This is a genomic window from Leucobacter ruminantium (genome assembly GCF_017565705.1).
GTDB lineage: Bacteria > Actinomycetota > Actinomycetes > Actinomycetales > Microbacteriaceae > Leucobacter > Leucobacter ruminantium.
This window is the reverse complement of sequence record NZ_JAGDYL010000015.1, coordinates 48,566-69,195: the sequence shown is the minus strand read 5'-3', so window position 1 is coordinate 69,195 and position 20,630 is coordinate 48,566. Positions and strand designations below refer to the sequence as shown.

Annotated in this window: 17 protein-coding genes and 3 tRNA genes; 12 read left to right on the top strand and 8 right to left on the bottom strand. The window is 70.1% G+C overall.

From position 1 onward, the window contains the following. Positions 1 to 30: 30 nt before the first annotated feature. The 3 genes from J4H91_RS09690 (at position 31) to nusG (ending at position 1,308) form a co-directional block, all read left to right on the top strand. Positions 31 to 106 (top strand) — tRNA-Trp (locus tag J4H91_RS09690). 53 nt (positions 107 to 159) lie between these two features. Continuing rightward, a complete protein-coding gene (secE, locus tag J4H91_RS09685) occupies positions 160 to 435 on the top strand; it encodes a preprotein translocase subunit SecE (RefSeq protein WP_208046061.1) in 276 nt (91 codons plus the stop codon). Between the two features lie 60 nt (positions 436 to 495). Then, complete coding sequence (nusG, locus tag J4H91_RS09680; RefSeq protein WP_208046060.1) at positions 496 to 1,308, top strand: transcription termination/antitermination protein NusG; 813 nt, start codon at positions 496 to 498, stop codon at positions 1,306 to 1,308. Between the two features lie 123 nt (positions 1,309 to 1,431). Here the strand turns inward: nusG and J4H91_RS09675 are convergent, their stop codons facing one another. Then, positions 1,432 to 1,947, bottom strand: a complete 516-nt coding sequence (locus J4H91_RS09675; protein WP_208046059.1) for a hypothetical protein — start codon at positions 1,945 to 1,947, stop codon at positions 1,432 to 1,434. Between the two features lie 158 nt (positions 1,948 to 2,105). On the opposite strand from J4H91_RS09675, the gene J4H91_RS09670 reads away from it, so the two are divergent. Together J4H91_RS09670 and J4H91_RS09665 are read left to right on the top strand one after the other, a co-directional pair. Next, positions 2,106 to 2,177 (top strand) — tRNA-Thr (locus J4H91_RS09670). A gap of 31 nt (positions 2,178 to 2,208) precedes the next feature. Then, a tRNA-Met gene (locus tag J4H91_RS09665) sits at positions 2,209 to 2,282 on the top strand. A gap of 147 nt (positions 2,283 to 2,429) precedes the next feature. On the opposite strand, the gene J4H91_RS09660 is transcribed toward J4H91_RS09665, so the two are convergent. The 3 genes from J4H91_RS09660 to J4H91_RS09650 all read right to left on the bottom strand — a co-directional run bounded on the left by J4H91_RS09660 (position 2,430) and on the right by J4H91_RS09650 (position 8,028). Continuing rightward, positions 2,430 to 2,651 (bottom strand): hypothetical protein, encoded by a 222-nt coding sequence (locus J4H91_RS09660; protein WP_208046093.1) that lies wholly within the window; start codon positions 2,649 to 2,651, stop codon positions 2,430 to 2,432. 194 nt (positions 2,652 to 2,845) lie between these two features. Beyond that, complete coding sequence (gene putP / locus J4H91_RS09655) at positions 2,846 to 4,348, bottom strand: sodium/proline symporter PutP (protein ID WP_208046058.1); 1,503 nt, start codon at positions 4,346 to 4,348, stop codon at positions 2,846 to 2,848. A 122-nt stretch (positions 4,349 to 4,470) separates the two neighbouring features. After that, positions 4,471 to 8,028, bottom strand: a complete 3,558-nt coding sequence (locus J4H91_RS09650) for a proline dehydrogenase family protein (RefSeq protein ID WP_341783504.1) — start codon at positions 8,026 to 8,028, stop codon at positions 4,471 to 4,473. A 156-nt stretch (positions 8,029 to 8,184) separates the two neighbouring features. Between J4H91_RS09650 and J4H91_RS09645 the strand changes: the two genes are divergently transcribed. Then, positions 8,185 to 9,093 carry a LysR substrate-binding domain-containing protein gene (locus J4H91_RS09645; protein ID WP_208046057.1) on the top strand — a complete coding sequence of 303 codons (909 nt, stop codon included), beginning with the start codon at positions 8,185 to 8,187 and terminating at the stop codon, positions 9,091 to 9,093. Between the two features lie 86 nt (positions 9,094 to 9,179). After that, positions 9,180 to 9,875 carry an endonuclease/exonuclease/phosphatase family protein gene (locus J4H91_RS09640; RefSeq protein ID WP_208046056.1) on the top strand — a complete coding sequence of 232 codons (696 nt, stop codon included), beginning with the start codon at positions 9,180 to 9,182 and terminating at the stop codon, positions 9,873 to 9,875. Positions 9,876 to 9,995: 120 nt separating this feature from the next. On the opposite strand, the gene J4H91_RS09635 is transcribed toward J4H91_RS09640, so the two are convergent. After that, the gene (locus tag J4H91_RS09635) at positions 9,996 to 10,703 is read right to left on the bottom strand and encodes a phosphonatase-like hydrolase (protein ID WP_208046055.1); all 708 of its coding nucleotides are present in this window, start codon (positions 10,701 to 10,703) and stop codon (positions 9,996 to 9,998) included. Positions 10,704 to 10,725: 22 nt separating this feature from the next. Beyond that, positions 10,726 to 11,475: a GntR family transcriptional regulator gene (locus J4H91_RS09630; protein ID WP_208046054.1), complete on the bottom strand. Its 750-nt coding sequence runs from the start codon at positions 11,473 to 11,475 to the stop codon at positions 10,726 to 10,728. 164 nt (positions 11,476 to 11,639) lie between these two features. On the opposite strand from J4H91_RS09630, the gene J4H91_RS09625 reads away from it, so the two are divergent. The 5 genes from J4H91_RS09625 to J4H91_RS09605 all read left to right on the top strand — a co-directional run bounded on the left by J4H91_RS09625 (position 11,640) and on the right by J4H91_RS09605 (position 18,131). After that, entirely contained in the window at positions 11,640 to 12,812 is a 1,173-nt protein-coding gene (locus J4H91_RS09625) for a TIGR03364 family FAD-dependent oxidoreductase (protein ID WP_208046053.1), read from the top strand. A gap of 70 nt (positions 12,813 to 12,882) precedes the next feature. Further along, positions 12,883 to 13,794, top strand: coding sequence for a phosphate/phosphite/phosphonate ABC transporter substrate-binding protein (locus tag J4H91_RS09620; protein ID WP_208046052.1), 912 nt, complete (start codon positions 12,883 to 12,885; stop codon positions 13,792 to 13,794). Further along, a complete protein-coding gene (locus tag J4H91_RS09615; RefSeq protein WP_208046051.1) occupies positions 13,794 to 14,585 on the top strand; it encodes a phosphonate ABC transporter ATP-binding protein in 792 nt (263 codons plus the stop codon). The genes J4H91_RS09620 and J4H91_RS09615 overlap by 1 nt, the downstream gene beginning before the upstream one ends. Before the next feature lie 8 nt (positions 14,586 to 14,593). Further along, on the top strand, positions 14,594 to 15,418 hold the full coding sequence (gene phnE, locus J4H91_RS09610; protein WP_208046050.1) for a phosphonate ABC transporter, permease protein PhnE: 825 nt from the start codon (positions 14,594 to 14,596) through the stop codon (positions 15,416 to 15,418). A gap of 169 nt (positions 15,419 to 15,587) precedes the next feature. Continuing rightward, complete coding sequence (locus tag J4H91_RS09605; RefSeq protein ID WP_208046049.1) at positions 15,588 to 18,131, top strand: LuxR C-terminal-related transcriptional regulator; 2,544 nt, start codon at positions 15,588 to 15,590, stop codon at positions 18,129 to 18,131. Between the two features lie 37 nt (positions 18,132 to 18,168). On the opposite strand, the gene J4H91_RS15580 is transcribed toward J4H91_RS09605, so the two are convergent. Next, positions 18,169 to 18,741: a MarR family transcriptional regulator gene (locus J4H91_RS15580; protein WP_208046048.1), complete on the bottom strand. Its 573-nt coding sequence runs from the start codon at positions 18,739 to 18,741 to the stop codon at positions 18,169 to 18,171. 9 nt (positions 18,742 to 18,750) lie between these two features. Continuing rightward, the gene (locus J4H91_RS09595; protein ID WP_208046047.1) at positions 18,751 to 20,589 is read right to left on the bottom strand and encodes a DHA2 family efflux MFS transporter permease subunit; all 1,839 of its coding nucleotides are present in this window, start codon (positions 20,587 to 20,589) and stop codon (positions 18,751 to 18,753) included. Positions 20,590 to 20,630 lie beyond the last annotated feature (41 nt).

The window sequence follows — 20,630 nt, the reverse complement described above, 5'->3', positions numbered from 1 at the left end:
GATCAGGGGTTCTGCGGCGGTGGATTCCATAGGGCGGTGGCGCAATTGGTAGCGCAGCGGTCTCCAAAACCGCAGGTTGCAGGTTCGAGTCCTGTCCGCCCTGCCACGTTCCTGTTCGGCGCTCCCCGGCGTCGGGCGGGGTGATGAAAGGACGTGCGAGTGAGCAGCAGTGAGGTCGAGGAGAGCGGCGGCGGGCTTGTCGAGCGCGCCAAGGCGGATCGTGCTGCCAAGCGCAGCTGGTTCGGTCGGATCATCCTCTTCATCCAGCAGGTGTTCGCCGAGCTGAAGAAGGTCGTCACCCCGACTCGCAAGGAACTGATCAACTTCACCATCGTGGTGATCGCCTTCGTCGTCATCATGATGGCCCTGGTGTGGGTGCTCGATCAGGCGTTCGGCTGGTTCACGGTCTTCGTCTTCGGCACTCCGCTCAGCTGACCGCGGTCGGCGAGCGAGCCCCGATCTTACGAACCCCGAACGCACAGTGAGGCAATACACATGACGAGCGAGAACAGCAACAACCCCGAGGCCGATCTCGACGCCGCGCTCGACGCGCTGGCGCAGTCGGTCGATCCCGTTGCCGACGCCGCCGTCACCGACGCGCTCGACATCGACAGCGCGGAAGAGGCCGAGGCCGCCGCGAACGCCATCGTCGACGCGGAGGCCGAGGAGGAGGCCGTCGAGGGCGAGACCTCGGAGGATCCCTACAAGGCCTTCAAGAAAGACCTGCGCCGCCGCCCGGGCAAGTGGTTCGTGATCCACACCTACGCCGGCTACGAGCGCAAGGTGAAGTCCAACCTCTGGAACCGTCGCGAGACCATGGGTGCCGTGGATGACATCTACGAGATCCAGGTGCCGATGGAAGAGGTCATGGAGGTCAAGAACGGCCAGCGCAAGATGGTCACCCGCGTGCGCATCCCGGGCTACGTGCTCGTGCGCATGAACCTCAACGAGCTCACCTGGGGCGTCGTGCGCCACACGCCCGGTGTCACCGGCTTCGTGGGCAACGCCAACGATCCCGTGCCGCTGCGCCTCAACGAGGCGTTCGAGATGCTCAAGAGCACCGTCGAGCTCGAGCCCGCCGCCACCGCGAAGGGCAAGGCGGCCGCGAACGCCGCGGCCCAGGGCAACGTCGAGATCGACTTCGAGATCGGCGAGACGATCACCATCAAGTCGGGCTCGTTCGAGGGTCTGCCTGGCACCATCAGCGAGATCAACCCCGCTGCAGGCAAGCTGACCGTGCTCGTCTCGCTGTTCGAGCGCGAGACCCCCGTCGAGCTGTCGTTCGATCAGGTCACCAAGGTCGTCTGAGGCTGCCGGGGCTCCGCCCCGCACCGAGGCTTCCGAAACGCCCCGCCTGCTCTCCGGAGCAGCGGGGCGTTTCGCCGTGCGGGGCTTCGGTCGTACCTTCCGCCCTGATCGCTGCCGCGCGTCCTAGGCGAGGGGGTGGGGCGCCATACCCGTGCTGCCGGCTTGGTCGGCTCCGCTGTGACCGGAGCCGAGCCCGTCATCGTATTCGTCCTCCTCGGGGCGCGGATCGCGGGCGTCGGCGTAGGAGAACGCCAGCGCCGCGATGGCGGTCGCGAAGGCGATGATGCCGAGCGGGTTGCACAGCGCGATCGACATCTCGGTCGAGAGCGCCGAGCCCGTCCAGAGCCCCATGATCGACGCCAGACCTCCGGGGGCCAGGTCGGGCACCGTGAGGCCGAAGCCGAGCGCACAGACCCAGGACAGCACGAGCGACACGACCGTGGCGCGTCCGATGCGGCGGTCGCGATCCCTCGTCACCCGCAAGCGATGCCCCAGCCACAGCTGCAGGGCCGAGTAGGTGAGGGCGATCGTCGGCAGGTACCAGAGGGTGAGGGATCCGCCGATACCGAACGCCCATCGACCGAGCGCCATCCATAGCGCAAGCACCACTCCGATCACACCCACGATGCGGCCGTTCACCCGTTCTCCTCTGCTCTGCGTAAGCCGTACTGCCGCCGCGATCTGCGCGACACGCGAGGCCTTCCACGTCTAGCCAAGCAGATTTCGCATCTCGATGCGAAAGGTGCTATTCTCTAACGGTTGCCACGGCAAGGAACCTGTTCCGAAGCGGTGGCTTCGCCCCGATAGCTCAGTGGTAGAGCACTTCCATGGTAAGGAAGGGGTCCGCAGTTCAATCCTGCGTCGGGGCTCTGACTCTCTGGGTTCTGTGAGCCACGGTGTGGCTGAGTAGCTCAGCTGGTTAGAGCGCACGACTCATAATCGTGAGGTCGCGGGATCGAGCCCCGCCTCAGCTACGGAGAGTCACGAAGAACCCCCGGCCGAGGCCGGGGGTTCTCTCGTTCTCTCCACCTGTTGAGCGAGCCTCGGGTTGAGCGAGCGAATCGAGTCGAGACCGAGCGAGTAGAAACCGAGGCGGGTCCGGGTTCCCTCCGGCCCATCGCTCAGTAGTGCGCGGGTGGGTCGCTGCCCGGGAACGACTCCTTGCCCCACTCGTCGACGAGCTCGTCCTCGTGCTCGTGCGAGACGTGATCGGTGCCCGGCTTCTCGGCGACGTCGGTCGGCTTCTCCGGTTCCTGCTCGGTGGCATCGCCGGAGGCCGATCCCTCGCGCTCCGCCTCGTCCGAGGTGTCGGATGTCGTCTGATTCTGCGGATCGACGGTCATGAGGGCCTCCTCTGCTCGTGGCGTACCGTTTCACCCGTGACGCGGCACCTGCACCGCCGGGCGGCGCGTCACGGGTGATTCCATGATGCGCCCCGAAGCGCTCCCGCACCAGGGCCTGGACTCGCCGGACCCTCTCGCATAGGGTGCCGTTGCTCTCCGCGGGCGCGGCGGGCGATCCCGCCGTGCCCGCGCGACTACGCCTTCTGCGCGGCGGGCTGCGTCAGCAGCGTCCCGGTCTCGGTGAACTCGCGCTCGATCTCCTCGTCGCGTCGGTAGGTCGCAAGACTCACGACCACTGCGACGACGGTGGCGACCACGAACGCAGGCAGCAGCTCGTACAGGCCGGTGTCGAGCGCCTTCCACACGAACACGGTCACCGATCCCGCGACCATCGCAGCCAGCGCGCCCCAGTTGGTGAGCTTGCGCCAGTAGAGGCTGAGCAGCACGACGGGCCCGAACGCTGCGCCGAATCCCGCCCACGCGAAGGCGACGAGCCCGAGGATCGAATCGTTCGGGCTGATCGACAGCAGCGCAGCGATGATCGCGATGAGCAGCACGCCGCAGCGCCCGAGCACCACGAGCGTCTTCTGGCTGGGCTGTTCCTTCTTCAGACCGCGGTAGATGTCCTCGACGAGCGCCGAGGAGCACACGATCAGCTGGCTCGACAGGGTGCTCATGATCGCGGCGAGTACGGCGGCGAGCACCAGACCGGAGATCAGCGGGTGCAGCAGAGTCTGCGAGAGCAGCAGCACGACGACCTCGGGATCCGACGGCGCTCCGCCGAACTTCTCGAAGTAGGCGATGCCGATGAGGCCCGCGCTCACGGCGCCGAGCAGCGACAGGAACTGCCAGCTCGTGCCGATGCGGCGCGCGCTCGCCGCATCGCGGGAGCTGCGCAGCGCCATGAAGCGCACGATGATGTGCGGCTGGCCGAAGTAGCCGAGGCCCCAGGCCAGGCCAGACAGAATGGCGAGGATCAGCGCTCCGCCCGCGAGGCTGCCGTCGCCGAGGAGGGACAGCGCGGCGGGGTTGACGTCGGTGATCAGCTCGCCGGTCTCGGAGAAGCTGCCGATGTTGATGATCGCGATGACGGGCACGAGGATCAGTGCGACTACCATCATGAGGCCCTGCACGACGTCGGTGAGCGACGCCCCGAGGAAGCCGCCGAACAGGGTGTAGCTGAGCGTGACCGCGGTGACGATGAGCATGCCGACGAGGTAGTCGCCGTCGAAGGCGCTCTCGAAGAACTTGCCGCCCGCGACCATGCCGGAGGAAGCATAGAGCGTGAAGAACACGAGGATGATGATGCTGGAGGCCGTGCGCAGGATCCGCGTACGATCGCGCAGCCGGTTCTCGAAGAAGCTCGGGATCGTGATCGAGTTGCGCGAGACCTCGCTGTAGGCGCGCAGCCGGGGCGCGACGAGGCGCCAGTTGAGGTACGAGCCGATGAGCAGCCCGATCGCGATCCATGCCTCGACCAGGCCGGTCGCGTACATCGCTCCGGGAAGACCCATGATGAGCCAGCCCGACATGTCCGATGCGCCCGCGCTGAGCGCCGCGACCCAGGGAGGCAGGCCGCGGCCGCCGAGCATGTAGTCCTCGTGGTCGGTGGTCTTGCGGGAGGCGTGCCAGCCGATGTAGATCATCGCGGCGAAGTAGAGCCCGAGAGCGATGTAGAGCCAGACTTGGTTGGACATCGTCGTCCTTTCTATGGGGTGGTGGGAGGAGCTTCACGGGCGGAACCGGAGACGGGTACCACCCTTGCACATTTCGGCGCGGTGCCGTCGTACACCCTGCGGAGCACGCGCCGAGGTCGAACCTAGATGAGTCCCTCCGAGAGGTGGTGCGGCGTGCCGAAGCGGTGCGCCGTGATGGATACGGCCTGCTCGTGCAGGTGGGGGAGCATCTCGACGCGCCCGGCCGAGACGACCTCGCCGCCGTAGACCGCGATGTCGGGCTTGCCGTTCGCGGTCTCGTGCACGGCTGCGACCTCGGTCTCGCGACTGTCGCCGGCGATCACGCGGATGCGCGCTCCGGCGTGCGGGCCGTCCTGTGCGGCGAGGGATCGCACGCGATCGGCCCACGCGGCCGCGTCCTCGAAGTGCACGTCGACGTCCTCGGCCGCGAGCGCCTCGAGGATCGGCCGCGGCAGCGCGACGGGCGTGCTCACGATGGGGGAGGAGCCGGCGGCAAGACCCGCGGCTATCGCGCGCACGGCCCGGTGCACGGGCGCGTCTGCGGCGATGCGCACGACGACCGGTACCGGCAGGTAGCGCAGCAGGTTGCGCTCCACGCCGAGCCCGGAAGCGTCGCGGGCGATCCCGAACTCGTCGTCCCAGGCGTGCGCGTCGCTGCCGAGCGCGGCGCGCAGCCAGTCGAGCTCGGCACCCGCGACGCCGGCCTGCTGGGCCGCCTGCAACAGGCGCGCGGCCCGGGGGCGCGGTGCGCGCAGCTCGGCCGCCACCGGCGCGTCGGCCCAATCGCCGAGGCCGTGCAGGTAGTTGGGCCCGCCCGCCTTGGTGCCCGCGCCGATCGCCGACTTCTTCCAACCGCCGAACGACTGGCGGCGCACGATGGCGCCCGTGATGCCGCGGTTGACGTAGAGGTTGCCCGCCTGGATGCGGTCCAGCCAGAGCGCGAGGTCGTCGCGGTCGAGCGAGTGCAGGCCGCTCGTGAGGCCGTAGTCGATCTCGTTCACCATGTCGATCGCCTCGTCGAGGGTCTCCGCGGTCATGATGCCGAGGATCGGCCCGAAGTACTCAGTGAGGTGATACTCGGAGCCGCGCTGCACGCCGTCGCGCACGCCGGGGCTCCAGAGCTTCGTCGCGCCCTCGCGGTCGACGGCCAGCGGGCTGTCGCTCTCGAGGGGCCGCGGCTCGATGAGCCATTCCTCGCTCGGTCCGAGCGTGGTGAGGCCGCGCAGCAGCTTGCCGCTCGGAGCGGTGATGATGGTGCCCATCTGGGTATCGAGGTGCTCGGGCGTGCCGACCTTGAGGGATCGTACGGCGTCGAGCAGCTGGCCGCGGAAGCGCCGCGAGGTCGCGACGGAACCGACGAGGATGACGAGCGAGGCGGCGGAGCACTTCTGACCGGCGTGCCCGAATGCCGACTGCGCGACGTCGCGCGCCGCGAGGTCGAGGTCGGCGTTGGGGGTGACGATGATGGCGTTCTTGCCGCTCGTCTCGGCGAGGATCGGGAGGTCGCGGCGCAGCTCGCGGAACGACACGGCGGTCTCGTAGGCGCCGGTGAGGATGAGCCGGTCGATGCGCGGGTCGGCGACGAGCTTCGAGCCGAGCCCGCGGTCGGAGAACTGCACGAGCTGCAGCACCTCTCGCGGCACCCCGGCCTCCCACAGCGCCTCGACCATCACGGCGCCCGAGCGGGCGGAGTTCGAGGCGGGCTTGATGATGACGGAGGATCCGGCCGCGAGCGCCGAAAGAGCGCCGCCCGCGGGGATCGCCACGGGGAAGTTCCACGGCGGGATCACGGCGGTGAGCTTCACGGGGCGGTATTCGGCGCCGTCGACCCGCTCGAGCTGCTGGCCGAGCATCGCGTAGTAGTTCGCGAAGTCGACGGCCTCTGAGACCTCGGGGTCGCCCTGGTCGAGCGTCTTGCCGCACTCGGACCCCATGACCTCGAGCAGTTCGGCCCTGCGCGATTCGAGCACCTCGCCGGCGCGATACAGGATGCGCGCGCGCTCGTCGGCGCCGAGCGCCTGCCACACGTCGGCGGCGACGATGCCGCGCTCGATCGCCTCGTCGACCTGCTCCTCGGAGTCGAGGCGCGACGAGGCCACGAGCTCGACGCCGAGCCGCGAGTCGACCATGCGCTCCGCGATCCCTCGCCCCCATTCCCGGTTGCCCGGCAGATCGGGATCGGTGTCAGGGGTGTTCTCGAACTCCCCGCGACGGCCGGCCTCGACCTTTGACTCGATACGCGCCGCGGATCCGACCTCGTCGTAGCGCCGACGGTCCTGGCGCCGGTTCGGGGCGGGCACCTCGTAGGTCTCGACCGAACCGTCGCCCGTGATGGCAGAGAGATCTTCGAGCGACGCGAGGAAGCGCTGCTGCTCGCGCTCGAACAGCGTCCGATCGTCGTTCAGCTCGAACACGGCCGACATGAAGTTCTCCTGGCTCGCGCCCTCCTCGAGGCGGCGGATCAGGTAGGCGATCGCGACGTCGAACTCCTCGGGGTGCACGACGGGCGTGTAGAGGAGCAGGGATCCGACCTCGCGCTTCACGGCCTCGGCCTGCCCCGTCGCCATGCCGAGCAGCATCTCGAACTCGACTCCCTGCTGCGCACCGCGGGCCTTCGCGAGCAGCCAGGCGAGGGCGACATCGAAGAGGTTGTGACCCGCCACCCCGATGCGCACGTTCTTCACGCGCTCCGGTGTGAGTGCGTAGTCGATGACGGCCTTGTAGCTCGTGTCCGACGCCTGCTTCGACCCCCAGGTGGCGACGGGCCAACCGTGGATCGCGGCGTCCACGTGCTCCATGGGCAGGTTCGCGCCCTTGACGATGCGCACCTTGACGGGGGCGCCGCCCCGCCCGACACGGGCGGCCGACCACTCCTGCAGATCCATCATCGCGGCGAGCGCGTCGGGGAGGTAGGCCTGCAGCACGATGCCGGCCTCGAGGCCGGTGAACTCGGGTCGGTCGAGGATGCGCTTGAACACCGCGATCGTGAGATCGAGATCCTTGTACTCCTCCATGTCGAGGTTGATGAACTTCTGCGGGCTCGCGGCAGCGGCGCGCTCGAAGAGCGGCACGAGCTGCTGCTCGATGTGGGCGACGGCTTCGTCGAAGGCCCAGTGGTTGTGCGGGGCGACGGTCGAGGAGACCTTGATCGAGACGTAGTCGACGTCGTCGCGGGCGAGCAGCTTGTGCGTCCCGGCCAGTCGTCGCTCCGCCTCGAACTCGCCGAGGATGGCCTCGCCGAGCAGGTTGATGTTGAGGCGCACCCCGTCGCGCTTGATCTTCGCGATCGCGGGGCCGAGCTTCGCGTCGCTCGCGTCGATGATGAGGTGGCTGACCATCTCGCGCAGCACCCGGCGGGCGATCGGCACGACGACGCCGGGAAGCGGCTTCGAGACGGCGCCGCCGATGCCGATCGCGCCCCGCATGGGTGCGGGCAGGAACTTCGGGGTGAGGGGGGTGAGCTCGCGCAGCTTCTTCGCCGCGGCCCCGAGGTCTTCGGGGCGCACGACGCCGTCGACGAAGCCGACGGTGAAGTCGAGGCCGTGCGGGTCGCGCAGCACGCCTGCGAGGCGGGCGGCTGCGGCGTCGACCGGGAACTCCGCGGCTTCCCGGAGCCAGCGGCGCACGAGTTCGACGGCCTGGTCTGCGAGGTCTTGCGGGCGAACGGCGTTGGTGCTCACGGGAGGCCTTTCTGGGTGACGTCGGTGTCGGCGAGGTGCCGCGAAGATGATGAGCCCAGTGTGCGCCGGGGAAAGAATGAAGTAAAGCAACGCTTTTTGCAGAATAAGATGAAGAAGAACTGAAGTTTTGGATCCCTGTCGAGAGGAGGGCGCGGCATGCTCGAGATGAAGCGCCTCCGCCTGCTCTGGGAACTGCATGCCCGCGGCACCGTCGCAGCGGTCGCCGAGGCCCTCAACTACAGCCCGTCCGCGGTGTCGCAGCAGCTCGGCATCCTCGAACGCGAGGCCGGCGTGCCGCTGCTGCGCAAGACGGGGCGCACGCTCGAACTCACCGCGGCGGGCGAAGCGCTCGTCGCCGAGGCCGAGAAACTGCTCGCCGGGCTCGAGCGGGCCGAGTCGGCACTGCACCGGGCGCGTTCGGAGGTGGGCGGAACCATCCGCCTCGCCGTCTTCCAGACCGCGATGCTCTCCCTCGTGCCCGGAGCGCTGAGCCGCCTGCGCGAGCGCTACCCCGGCCTGCGCGTCGAGGTGGTGCAGGGCGAGCCCGGCGCCGCGCTGCGCGAGACGTGGGCGCGCGGCTTCGACCTCGTCGTCGCCGAGCAGTACCCGGGGCACTCGACCGAGCACTTCCCGGGGCTCGATCGCGTGCCGCTCGCTAGGGATCCCATCCGCCTCGCGCTCCCGCCGCTCGGCGCGGGCGACGCGCGCTTCGACCGCGTCGCGGGGCTCGCCGATCTCGCGGAGCTGCCGTGGGTCATGGAACCGCCCGGTGCGGCGACGAGGCACTGGTCGGAGCAGGCCTGCCGCAGCGCCGGCTTCGAACCCGACGTGCGCTTCGAGACCGCCGACCTGCAGGCGCACGTACGACTCATCGAGACCGGCAACGCGGCGGCGCTGCTGCCCGGCCTCGTGCGTACCGGGGAGCGGCTGCGCATCGTCGACCTGCCCGGCCGCCCGCACCGCAGCATCTTCACCGCCGCGCGGGCCTCCCGCGGCGCGCATCCGGCGCTCGCCGCGGTGCGCGATGCGCTCGCCGCATCGGCCGCGGAACTGCGCCTCGACTGAGAGAATCCGAGTCCCGCCCTCAGGGTTCCCGGCGTATTGTGGTGCTGTCGGCGGTCGCCGGCATCCTCCCGAGGAAGGGGCGCGGAATGCGGATCATCAGCTACAACCTGAGGAAGAACCGGGCCGTGTGCGAGCTGGAGGCGCTCGCGGAGACCCACCAGGCCGATGTGCTGTGCCTGCAGGAGGCGGAGGCCGTCGCCCTGCCCGCGCACCTCGGTCACCTGAACCTGGTGCACGCGACTGAGCGCAACCGGCTGGGCCTCGCGATGTACGTGCGCGACGAACGCTTCGGAACCCGCTCCGCGCACACCTTCCAGCTGAAGCGATCCCTGCACGACCGCATCGCCGCTCCGGCGCACGAGCGCCTGCTCGGGGCCCGGCTGCACGACTTCGAGACCGGGCGCGACCTGGTGATCGCGTCATTCCATGCGGCCCCGCTGACGGCGCTCAACTCGCTGCGCCGCCACCAGATCCACGCCGCGCTCGGCGAGCTGCGGCAGCTCGGGCCCGGCCTGCCCGCGCTCATGGTCGGCGATTACAACTACCCTGTGTTCAAGGGGCGCCTCGACCTCGAGATGAGGGATCACGGCTACGAGCTGAGCCTGAGCGACAAGCGCACCTACACCCGCTACAAGATGTTCCGCGGGCACTTCGACTTCGCGACCTCGTCGGGCCTCGACATCGAGAGCGTGCGCACGCTCGACCGCGGGCTCTCGGACCACCTGCCGATCATGGTGTCGGCGACGATGCGCAAGGACACGCTGCAGCCGGTCCCCGCCTGAGCGCCGCGACTGCCCGCTCGCCCGCTCGCAGCGGCGACTACGCCCCATTCGTGCGACTGCACCCGAACCGAACGGGTGCAGTCGCACGGAACGGGCGTGCTCGCAGCGGGGGCAGGGGTATTACGCTCCGTGCGCGGCGAGGAACGCCGGGATCTCGGCGACCGATCCGAGCAGCGCGGTGAAGGGCTCCCCGGCGAAGGCCGCGCGGTCGAGCTTGCCCGAGAGCACCCCGATCGTGATCGCGGCGCCTGCGTGCGCTCCCGCCCGTACGTCGACAGCCGTGTCGCCGGCCACCAGCACCTCCGCGACGTCGAGAACGCCCGTGCGCTCCATCGCCCGGTGGATCATGTAGGGCGCCGGCCGCCCCTGCGCGACCTCGTCTCCGCAGACGAGCGCGTCGAGCTGCAGGGATCCCTCGCCCTCCCCGCCCCCGACGACCCAGCCGAGCCGATCGAGGATGCCGGTGGCCACATCGACCGAGAAGCCGGTCGTGAGCGCGACCTTGACGCCGGAGGCGCGCAGCTCGGCGATCGTCTCGGGCGCACCCGCGATCGGCGTGGGCGGATGGGCCGTGTAGATCTCGTCGAGGAGCGCGAGGAAGCGATCGAAGGCGCGGTCGACCGTGTCCGCGGCCAGCGTGGGATCGCCTCCGCCGAGTTCGATGAGCGCCGTGATGGCGGCGCGCTTCTCGGTGCCCATCCAGGCCTGGAGGTCCGCGGGGGAGACGGTCGCGCCGGTCTCCTCGACCGCGAGGCGCAGAGCCTCGTAGACGCCGCCCCCGTCGTCGACGGTGGTACCTGCCATGTCGAATACGGCGAGAGTGATCATGGGGTGGGTTCTCCTCGGAGGTTCAGGCGGTGGCTTGACGGGTGAGCGGCACGCGGTGGGCCGCGGTGTTCTCGACGACGAAGCTCGTCATGTCGGGCAGGTAGCGGTCGTCCGCGGTCTCGATGACATGCCCGTATGCGTCGAAGGCGAGTCGGCGCACGCGCAGCAGCGGCGTGCCCTGCGGAATGTGCAGTTGCTCGACCTCGAGGGGGTGCGCGGCGATCGCGTCGATGACGTGCCGGGCGCGCACCGGGAGCGAGCCCGTCTCGCGCAGCGCCTGGTAGATGCTGCCGCCGTCGAGGTCGGCGGTGAGCAGGCGGCGCCCGATCTCGTAGGGGAAGATCGAGCGTTCGAGCATGGCGGGCTTCTCGTCGAGCAGGCGCACCCGGATGATCTCGATGATGGGCGCGTCGGGGGAGACTCGCAGTTCGCGGGCGACCTCCTCGGTGGCCGGGCGCCTGCCCGCCTCGATCACGCGCTGACCCGGGGTGAAGCCGAGTCCGCGCGCCCACTCGGTGAACGACATGAAGGTGTCGAACGACTGCGCGGGCACGGTGCGGTGCACGCGCGGAGGGGCGCCGCGGCCGCCGACGATCATGCCCTCCGAGCGGAGCGCCGCGAGAGCCTGGCGCACGGGGCCGCGGGAGGTGCCGAACTCGGCGACCAGCGACTTCTCGCTGGGCACGCGTTCCCCCTGCTGCCATTCGCCGGTGCGAATGCGGCGCACCATCTCGTCGTACAGCTGCGCGTGGAGGGGCGAGTGCTCGGTCATGCCGACAGCCTATAAGTTGTCTTGACTAGTCGGGAGGGATCCCGGGTGACGATCGGGTGAACGCTCGTTTGCCTTTCTGGCTCATCGGCGAACGGCGGTGAACTCTGTCCGAACGAGGTCGCGAGAAGTTGTTATGACTACTTCTCGCTCGTCACGATGGTCCCATGACACCCATCGCATCAGCACCGCGCATCGCGGTCGTCGGGGCCGGCATCGTCGGCCTCGCCCACGCCGTGGCCGCGCTCGACGCCGGCTACCGGGTCACCGTGGTCGAGCAGGACTCGGCCGCCGTGCTCGCGAGTGTGCGCAACTTCGGTCACGTCGGCGCTTCCGTGCAGGCCGGCGAGTTGCGCGAACTCGCGGAGGAGTCGCTGCCCATCTGGCACTCACTCGTCGAGCGCGCAGGGGTCGAGGCCCGGCGCTCGGGCACTCTCGTCGTCGCCCGCTCGGCTGCGGAGGAGGCGGTACTCCACGAGCTAATGGGGCGCGCACCGGAGCGCGCCCGGCTGCTGTCGGGCGCCGAGACGGGCGACGCGCTGCGCCTCGACCCCTCGGTGCGGCCCCGAGCGGCGGCCCTCCTGCCCGACGACATCACGGCGAACCCGCGCACGACGGTCGCCCGCATCGCGGCATGGGTCGACGCGCACGAGCGCGGCGAGGTGCGCTTCGGCACGACCGTGCACGCCGTCGAGACGGGCGCGCGCGGCGGCGTCGAGGTCGTGACGAGCCGAGGCGCGCTGGAGGCCGACCACGTGGTCGTCGCCGCCGGCCACCTGCTCGGGCGTCTCTTCCCCGAGGTCGCCGAGCGCGGCGGGGTGCGGGAGTGCGCGCTGCAGATGGTGCGCGTGCGCGCGCCCCACGCTATGGGGCTCGGCCCGGCAGTGCTCACCGGCACCTCGATGCTGCGCTACGGCGCGTTCGAGGGCCCCGCTGCCGAGGCGCTGCGGGCGGAGCTCGCGAGGGATCGACCCGAGCTGCTCGAGATCGACGCCAATGTCATGCTCACGCAGCAGGACGACGGCACGCTGCTCGTGGGCGACTCGCACGCGACGCACGACACCGCGCCTCCGTTCCTCGACGAGCGCTGGTCGCAGCTGCTGCTCGATGAGGCGGCCGCGCTGCTCGGCGCCCGGCGTCTCGAAGTGCTCGAGCGCTGGCAGGGCGTCTACGCCGCGAGCGATCGTCGGCGCATCCTGCGGGAGTCGCCGGTTCCCGGCGTCACCGCCGTCTCCGTGACGACGGGCACCGGCATGACCGTCGGTCTCGCGCTCGGCGCCCGCACCATCGCCGCCCTCCCCGCCGCCGGTCGAGCGAGCGCAGTACCTCCCGCTGGTTGAGCGAGCGCAGCGAGTCGAAACCATGCGAGTCGAAACCAAGTCCCCGAACCCCGAATCCACAAGGAGAATCGTGAAGAAGAACACCATCATCGCCGCCTCGGCGGTCGCACTGCTCGGCCTCGGCCTCATCGCGTGCTCGTCGCCGGCGGACGCCGCTTCGGGCGAGGCCTCGGCCACGTGCCCCGACGGCAGGATCCGCTTCGGCATCCTGCCCTACGAGGATCCGGAGCGCCTGGAGCCCGCCTACCAGGTGCTCGCCGACGCGCTGTCCGAGAAGCTCGACTGCCCGGTCGAGGTGAGCATCACCGAGGACTACGCGGCCGAGGTGCTCGCAATGGAGAACGACCAGCTCGAGATCGCGCAGTTCGGCCCGCTCGGCTTCGTGTTCGCGAACGAGCGCGCCGGCGCCACCGCCCTCGCCTCGTTCGGCGATGCGGAGGGCAAGCCCACCACCTACACCGGCGGCATCTGGGTGCCGAAGGACTCGCCCGTGCAGACCATCGAGGACCTCGAGGGCAAGACGCTCGCGCTCGGCAGCCCGGGTTCGACCTCGGGCGACGCGCTGCCGATGTCGGCGCTCGTCGAGGCGGGCATCGACGGGGACGTGCAGTGGGACTACGCGGGCGGACACCCCGAGGCGCTGCTGGCTCTCGTCAACGGCACGGTCGACGCCGCGCAGATCAACTCGCAGACCCTCGCGACCGCGAAGGCGGAGGGCACCTTCGACGAGTCGGAGTACCGGCAGATCTGGGAGTCGGAGCCGATCCCCAACGATCCCATCACCGTTCGCGAGAACCTGCCCGAGGAATTCAAGACCGCGGTGAAGGAGGCGCTGCTGAGCCTCGACGCCGAGTCCGTCGAGCAGGTCAGCGGTTTCCTCGGCGTCGACCCCGCGGGGCCGCTCATCGAGGTCGACGACGCGACCTACCGACCGCTCTTCGACCTGGCCGAGACCATGGGCCTCACCGAGGAAGACGTGTGATGAGCGCCGCCACACTGCTCGGGGCTCAGGCTCCCGCGGATGCCGCAGCCGCCCGCGAGGTGCTGCTGGACGTGCGCGCCATCTCCAAGAGCTTCGGCGACCGCGTCGTGCTCTCCGACATGAGCATGCGCGTGCACGCTGGCGAGGTGGTCGCGTTCCTCGGGGCCAACGGCTCGGGCAAATCGACCACGCTGCGTGCGGTGAACGGCCTCATCGAGGCGGACTCCGGCGACATCACGATCGCGGGCGTCAGGCTCAGCGAGGCGAGTGCGCAGCGTCGTGCCGAGGCGCGCCGCACCGCGGCGACCGTGTTCCAGAAGATCCACCTGGTGCAGCGCCGCACGGTGCTGCAGAACGTGTGCGCCGGAGGGTTCGCGCGCCTGCCCGGCTGGCGTTCGATCCCTCCGCTCTTCCCCCGGAGTCTGCAGGAGGAGGCGATGGTGTGCCTCGACCGCGTGGGCCTCGCCGACCGCGCCCACGATCGCGCGGGCAGCCTGTCCGGCGGCCAGCAGCAGCGCGTCGCGATCGCCCGCGCGCTCTGCCAGCGGCCGCGCATGATCCTGGCCGACGAACCGGTCTCCGCGCTCGACCCGAAAGCCGCCGACGACGTCATGCGGCTGCTGCGCAGGCTCGCCGTCGAGGAGAACCTCGGCGTCGCGGCGGTGCTGCATCAGCCGCAGCTGGCCCGGGCATACGCCGACCGCGTGATCGGCCTGCGCGGCGGCCGTCTCGTGTTCGACTCCTCCGTGCTCGATATCGACGACGTCGAGCTCGGCTCGCTCTACCTCTGAGGAATCCGATGACCACGACCCTCACCCGCGCCCCCGAGGCGCTTCCCGTTCCCCGCGACCCCCGGGCCCCGTATCGCGCCGGCTCGTGGGCCGTCATCGTCGCCGTGCTCGTGCTGCTGCACCTCATGGCGTTCTCGGCCACGGAGTTCTCCCCGGGCAAGCTCGTCACGGGCGCTCAGGGCATGACGAACTTCCTGGCGGAGGCGATCCCTCCCGATCTCAGCCCCGATGTGGTGCGCGCGGGCATCGACGGTGCGATGACCACGCTCTGGATCGGCCTGCTCGGCACCACGATCTCCGTGCCGTTCGCGCTGCTGCTCGCGGTGCTCGGCGCGCGCACCACGAGTCCCAACGCCGTCGTCTACCAGGTGGCGCGAGGGATCCTGTCGTTCTTCCGCGCCGTGCCCGACATCGTGTTCGCCCTCATCTTCGTGACCGCGGTGGGCCTCGGCCCCTTCGCGGGCGTGCTCGCGCTCATCGCCCACAACACGGGCGTCATGGGCAAGCTGTGGTCGGAGGCGATGGAGGACGTCGACCCCGGCCCGGAGCAGGCGCTGCGCACGGCCGGGGCCTCGCGGTGGCAGGTGGTCGCGAACGCGACGATCCCTACCGTTCTGCCGCAGCTCACCGGTCTGCTGCTCTACCGCTTCGATGTGAACGTGCGCTCGTCGCTCGTACTCGGGCTCGTGGGCGCCGGCGGCATCGGGCTGCTCATCAACAAGGCCATCAAGACCTTCCAGTTCGACGAGATGCTGACCTACCTGATCATCATCCTCGTGGTGATCGTCGCGGTGGACCTGGCATCGGCCTGGATCCGCAAGCGGCTGCAGTAGACGCCTCACTGCTCCGCGCGTATCGGCGCGCACCGATCCGTGCGCGTGCGAGCACGCCTTCGCCCGCGCGCCCGCGGTAGACTGCTCGGTGGGGAAGCACCACGAAGAAGACTCGGTGGTCGGCGGTAACGGGGAGACGCCGACGGGAACCGGGCGGGGCGAGGAGGAGATGAGCACACCAGTCCTGCGCTTCCTCGCGCTTCCCCGCGGCAGGATCAGTGATCGCCTCGCCGCTTCGCCCGACGACCTGTCGCCGCTGACCCTGCTCAGGGCCCCGGCCGGGTTCGGGAAGACCACCGCGGCCATCCACTGGACGGACGGACTGCGGGGCTCGGGGGTCGGCGTCCGATGGGTGCGGCCGCTCGAGCGCGACGCCGATCCGCGTCTCATCTGGCAGCGCATCCACGAAGCCCTCGGCGGCGACGCCAGGCGCCGCGACCAGGCTCAGCTGCGCGATGACGTCGACCGCATCCTCTCGTCGCTCGACCGCAGCACCGTGCTGCTGCTCGACGACTACCAGCACGTCACGTCGGGCGATCTCGACCTCGCACTCTCTCGCCTGCTCGAGCGCAGCGGCCGGCTCCACCTCGTGGTGCTGGGGCGGCGCTTCACCTCGCTCGACGGCCCGCTCGTGAGCAGCCGCATCGGCGTCACCCTGCTCTCGGGAGACGAGTTGGCGTTCTCCGAGGAGGAGAGCCTGGAGCTCGCTGCCCTCTACGGCGTCTCGCAGCAGGATCATGTCGCGAGGCTGCACCGCCGTTCGCACGGGTGGCCCGTGATCATGCGCTCGACGCTGCAGCAGATGTCCGAGGGCATCGCGCCGCGCGACAGCGCGCGCACCCTCGCCGTGTTCGGCCGACAGCATCTCGAGGGCATCGAGATGCCCGGGGCCAAGCGCGCGCTGCTGACCGCGGTGCTGTGCCCCGACATCAGCATCGAGGTGCTGACGGAGGTGCTCGACTGCGAGGTGGACCGCGCCGAGCGCATCGTGCGCGAGCTGTGCGAGCAGGGACTGCTGCAGGAGAGCCTATGGGAGTACACGTCGCGCTATCGCTGCCACGGCGGGCTGGCGGGGCCGCTCCGCACGCTCGCGCTGCAGGAGCTCGGCGACGAGATGCGCGACATCCGCCTGCGGCACGCGGCCGACCTCGGCCGCGACGATCCGGCCGCCGCCGCGATCCAGCTGCTCGACGCTGAGGAGTACGACGGTGTCTCGCGGCTGATGGCCCGCTACTTCCTCGAGGTCGTGAGACCCGACGGCGGGGTGGTGCCGCGCCTGCTCCGCATTCCCGACGATGTGCTCCGCGAGCAGCCGGTGCTGACCGGTGCGGTCGTCTTCCTCATGGGCCCGGGTGTCGAGGTGCCTGAGCAGCGCATGGCGCAGCTCTTCCGCTGGTTGCGGGCAGGGATCCGGAGCGAGCTGCGCGAGGGCAACTACGAGCAGAACATCGCCGCCATCGGCCTGCTGATCGCAGCCGAGAGGATGCGCGGCGACGGGGCTGAGGCACTGCGCATTAGCCGCGATGCGGAGGAGCGCATCGCCCAGGTGCCCGAGACCCGCATGGCGGGCTACCGCTTCACCTTCCCGCTGCTCTTCTCCGCGCTCGGCGCAGCCGGTCTGGTCGGCGGCGACCTGGAGCTCGGGCGGCGCAACTATCAGCAGGCCGTCGATGTCGCCGCGCGCTTCGAGAACCGCATCGAGGAGGTGCGGGCGTGGAACGGGCTCACCCTGGTGACCGCGCTCTCGGGGGATCTGCGTGCTGCGGAGGACCACATGAGGCGGGCCGAGGAACAGCGTGCGGCTCTCGGGGTCGACGCCCCTCAGTTCAGCGGGTTCAACGCGGTGATGAGCGCGGCCCTGATCGCGACCGAGCGGGGCGACGCAGAGGAGGCCCTGGGCGCGCTCGACCCGGGGCTCGCCGTGCTGAACAGGCTCGAGCACTGGCCGCTGATGATCGTCGCCGAGGCGCAGGCGCTCGAAGTGCTCGAGGGGCCGCGCGCCGCGCTCGAGGCGATCGAGCACCGGCGCGCCTCGGCGCAGGGCGGCATGCCGTCGACCTTCACCCTGCGCTGCTCGCTCGCGGCGTTCGCGGCGCGGCTGAGCGTGCGACTCGGCGACTACGCGGAGGCGGAGCGGGTGCTCGAGACGCTGCCGCTGCCGCACCCCGATGTCTCCCTGGCTTCCGCGACGCTGCTGCTCTACCGCGGCGAAGCCGAGGGCGCTCTGCGCCGCGTCGGATCCCTCTCCGCGGTCACGCAGCGGCAGCGGGTCGAGGCGCTGCTCATCGAGGCGGCGGCTCACTGGGCGCGCGGGGAGACGGAGACCGCGATCGACTGCTTCGCCGAGGCCGGAGACGTCATGCGCCGACTCGGCCTGCGGCTGCTGCTCGGCACGGTCCCCTACGACCGTCTCGTGCAGCTCGCCGCAGCCGCGCGCGGAGCGGGGGCGATCGACCTCGTCGACGAGGTCGCCCGTCTCCCCGAGACCCTGCGCACCGAGACCTTCGAACCGCTCACGAAGGCCGAGCTGCGCACGCTCGGCGCGCTCGCCACCGGGCTCACGGTGTCGGGCATCGCCGAGCAGTGCTTCATCACGGAGAACACGGTGAAGTTCCACCTGCGCGGGATCTATCGCAAGCTCAGGGTCACGAGCCGCACCGCTGCGGTCGAACGCGCCACGGCCATGCGTCTCGTGCCGCTCGAGTCGGATTAGGTACGTGCGCGGCGCGTTGTCGCGGCACCGAGCCCGCCTAGCCGCGCGCCTCTCCGCCGCCGTGCCCGCCGCCGTGATCGCGGGCGCAGCGCCCCGCCGGGCCCTCGACGCGCACGTCGTGCGCCGACGAGTTGAAGCGGTGCAGGCCCGCGCGCAGCTGCGCGAGATCCTCGACGCTCCAGTCTCCGAAGCGTTCGTGGTAGAGGTGCGCCCAGCGCTCGCGCAGCTGCTCGATCAGCTCGTCCGCCATGGGTGTGGCGGTGAGCAGTACCACCCGTCGATCCTCGGGGGCCGGCTCCGTCTCCACGAAGCCGAGCTCGCGTAACTTCGCGACCTGGCGGCTCACGAGAGCCTTGTCCATGTCGAGCATCTGGCTGAGGCCGGTCGCGGTGACGGGACCCTTCTTCAGCACCAGCTGCATCACCATCATCCCGACGCCCTTGAGATCGGGGTGGATCTCATTCGCGAAACTCGTCCAGCGGCTGCGAGCGAAGGCGAAGACCTCCGAGAACTCGGAGATGATCGCCGAGATCTGCTCCTCCTTCGAGGCGGATGCGGCGCTCGCCCCCGCATCCGGCCGGTGCGGGGACGAGTCGCTCTGCGTGTGCACGCTCAGATCCTAGCGGTCCGACCCGGCGGAGCCGGCTGCACCCGGGTCGCGCGGATCCGGGCGGCCGGCGGCTGCGGATCCCTCGCCCGCGCCGGCACTCGACCCCGAAGTCGCGCGCGCGGATCCCTCGCCCGCGTCCGCCCCCTCGCCGGCCGAGGCCGATCCCTCGCCGGGCAGCCGGCCCGCGACGACCGGGATCTGACCCGTAGCCGCCTCGACCGCGGCATCGAAGAACTGCGGAGTGACGGTTCCCGTGGCCTCCGAGCCGGCGGCCGCCTCGCGCTGCAGCTCGGCTCGCTGCTGGGCCGCGCTCTTCGAGCTGAGCGGGATGTTCGGGATGAACATGATGGCGATGATGGCGACGATCGCGACCGGTGACGCAGCGAGGAACACATCGCCGATGCCATGGCCGTAGGCGTCCTCGACGACGGTGCGGATCGGGGCAGGGAGCTCGGCGATCTTGGGGATCGTGCCTCCCGACAGCTTGTCGGCTCCGGCCATCGCGGCCGGATTCGTCTTGGCGAGCGCCGCCAGCCCCTCCTTGATGAACTCGATCACCTGCTGCGAGAGCATCGCGCCCATGGCCGACATGCCGGCCGTGCCGCCGATGGTGCGGAAGAAGGTGACGGCCGAGCTCGAGACACCGAGTTCGTTCGGCGACACGGTGTTCTGCACGACGAGCACGAGGTTCTGCATGCACATGCCGACGCCGGCGCCGAGGATGAACATCGAGACGCCCACATACCAGAACGACGTGTCGTAGCGCAGCTGCCCCATCATCACGAGGCCCGCGAGCAGGACGAACGAGCCCGCGACCATGTAGCGCTTCCATTTGCCGGTGCGCGAGATGATCTGGCCCACGACGGTCGAGGCGAGCAGCACGCCCGCCATCATCGGAATCGTGAGCAGGCCCGACTCGGTCGGGGTCTTGCCCCGGGCCAGCTGCATGTACTGGCCGAGGAACACCGAGGTGCCGAACATCGCGAGGCCGACGGCGATCGAGGCGATCACGGCCATCGTGAAGGTGCGGTTCTTGAACAGGTGCATCGGGATCAGCGGCTCCTCGACGCGCAGCTCGACGATCACGGCGATGACGAGCAGCAGCAGCCCGCCGCCCACCATCACGAGCGTCGGGAGCGACCACCAGTCGAACTCCTGGCCGCCGAGCGTCACCCAGATGAGCAGGCTCGAGAAGCCGGCCGAGATGAGCACGGCGCCCCAGTAGTCGATCGTCACCTTGCGCCTGAGCGTCTGCAGGTGGAGCGTGCGCTGCAGCACGACGATCGCGACGATCGCGATCGGCACGGAGACGTAGAAGTTCCAGCGCCAGCCGGCGGCGTCCGTGATCCAGCCGCCGAGCAGCGGGCCGCCGACGGTCGAGACCGCCATGATGGCGCCCATGATGCCCATGTACTTGCCGCGCTCGCGGGGGCTGATGATCTCGGCGAGCACGATCTGGCCGAGCGCGCCGAGGCCGCCCGCGCCGACGCCCTGGAAGACGCGCGAGGTGATGAGCCACGTGGGATCGTGCGCGAGGCCCGCCGCGGCGGAGCCCAGCACGAACACGATCAGCGAGAGCTGCAGCAGCACCTTCTTGCTGGTGAGGTCGGCGAGCTTGCCCCAGATGGGCGTCGTGATGGCGCTCGCGAGCATGGTCGCGGTCATCACCCAGGTGAAGGCGGCCTGGTTGCCGCCGATGTCGGCGATGATGATCGGCATCGAGGTGCCGACGACCGACATCGAGAGCATGGAGACGGCCATGCTGAGGAAGAGGCCGGTGAGCGCGAGGTTCTTCGCGCGGCCGGTGAGCACGCCCGCGTCTGCGGTCTGCGCTGTGGTCGAGGTCATAGAGGCTCTTTCGGGTCGGGGTGTGCGATGCGCGGGGGCGA

Bases quoted from the DNA above. Each gene is read 5' to 3' on its own strand.
- nusG (WP_208046060.1), top strand. From the start codon at position 496: ATGACGAGCGAGAACAGCAACAACCCCGAGGCCGATCTCGACGCCGCG.
- J4H91_RS09660 (WP_208046093.1), bottom strand. From the start codon at position 2,651: ATGACCGTCGATCCGCAGAATCAGACGACATCCGACACCTCGGACGAG.
- putP (WP_208046058.1), bottom strand. From the start codon at position 4,348: ATGTCCAACCAAGTCTGGCTCTACATCGCTCTCGGGCTCTACTTCGCC.
- J4H91_RS09645 (WP_208046057.1), top strand. From the start codon at position 8,185: ATGCTCGAGATGAAGCGCCTCCGCCTGCTCTGGGAACTGCATGCCCGC.
- J4H91_RS09640 (WP_208046056.1), top strand. From the start codon at position 9,180: ATGCGGATCATCAGCTACAACCTGAGGAAGAACCGGGCCGTGTGCGAG.
- J4H91_RS09635 (WP_208046055.1), bottom strand. From the start codon at position 10,703: ATGATCACTCTCGCCGTATTCGACATGGCAGGTACCACCGTCGACGAC.
- J4H91_RS09630 (WP_208046054.1), bottom strand. From the start codon at position 11,475: ATGACCGAGCACTCGCCCCTCCACGCGCAGCTGTACGACGAGATGGTG.
- J4H91_RS09625 (WP_208046053.1), top strand. From the start codon at position 11,640: ATGACACCCATCGCATCAGCACCGCGCATCGCGGTCGTCGGGGCCGGC.
- J4H91_RS09615 (WP_208046051.1), top strand. From the start codon at position 13,794: ATGAGCGCCGCCACACTGCTCGGGGCTCAGGCTCCCGCGGATGCCGCA.
- phnE (WP_208046050.1), top strand. From the start codon at position 14,594: ATGACCACGACCCTCACCCGCGCCCCCGAGGCGCTTCCCGTTCCCCGC.
- J4H91_RS09605 (WP_208046049.1), top strand. From the start codon at position 15,588: ATGAGCACACCAGTCCTGCGCTTCCTCGCGCTTCCCCGCGGCAGGATC.
- J4H91_RS09595 (WP_208046047.1), bottom strand. From the start codon at position 20,589: ATGACCTCGACCACAGCGCAGACCGCAGACGCGGGCGTGCTCACCGGC.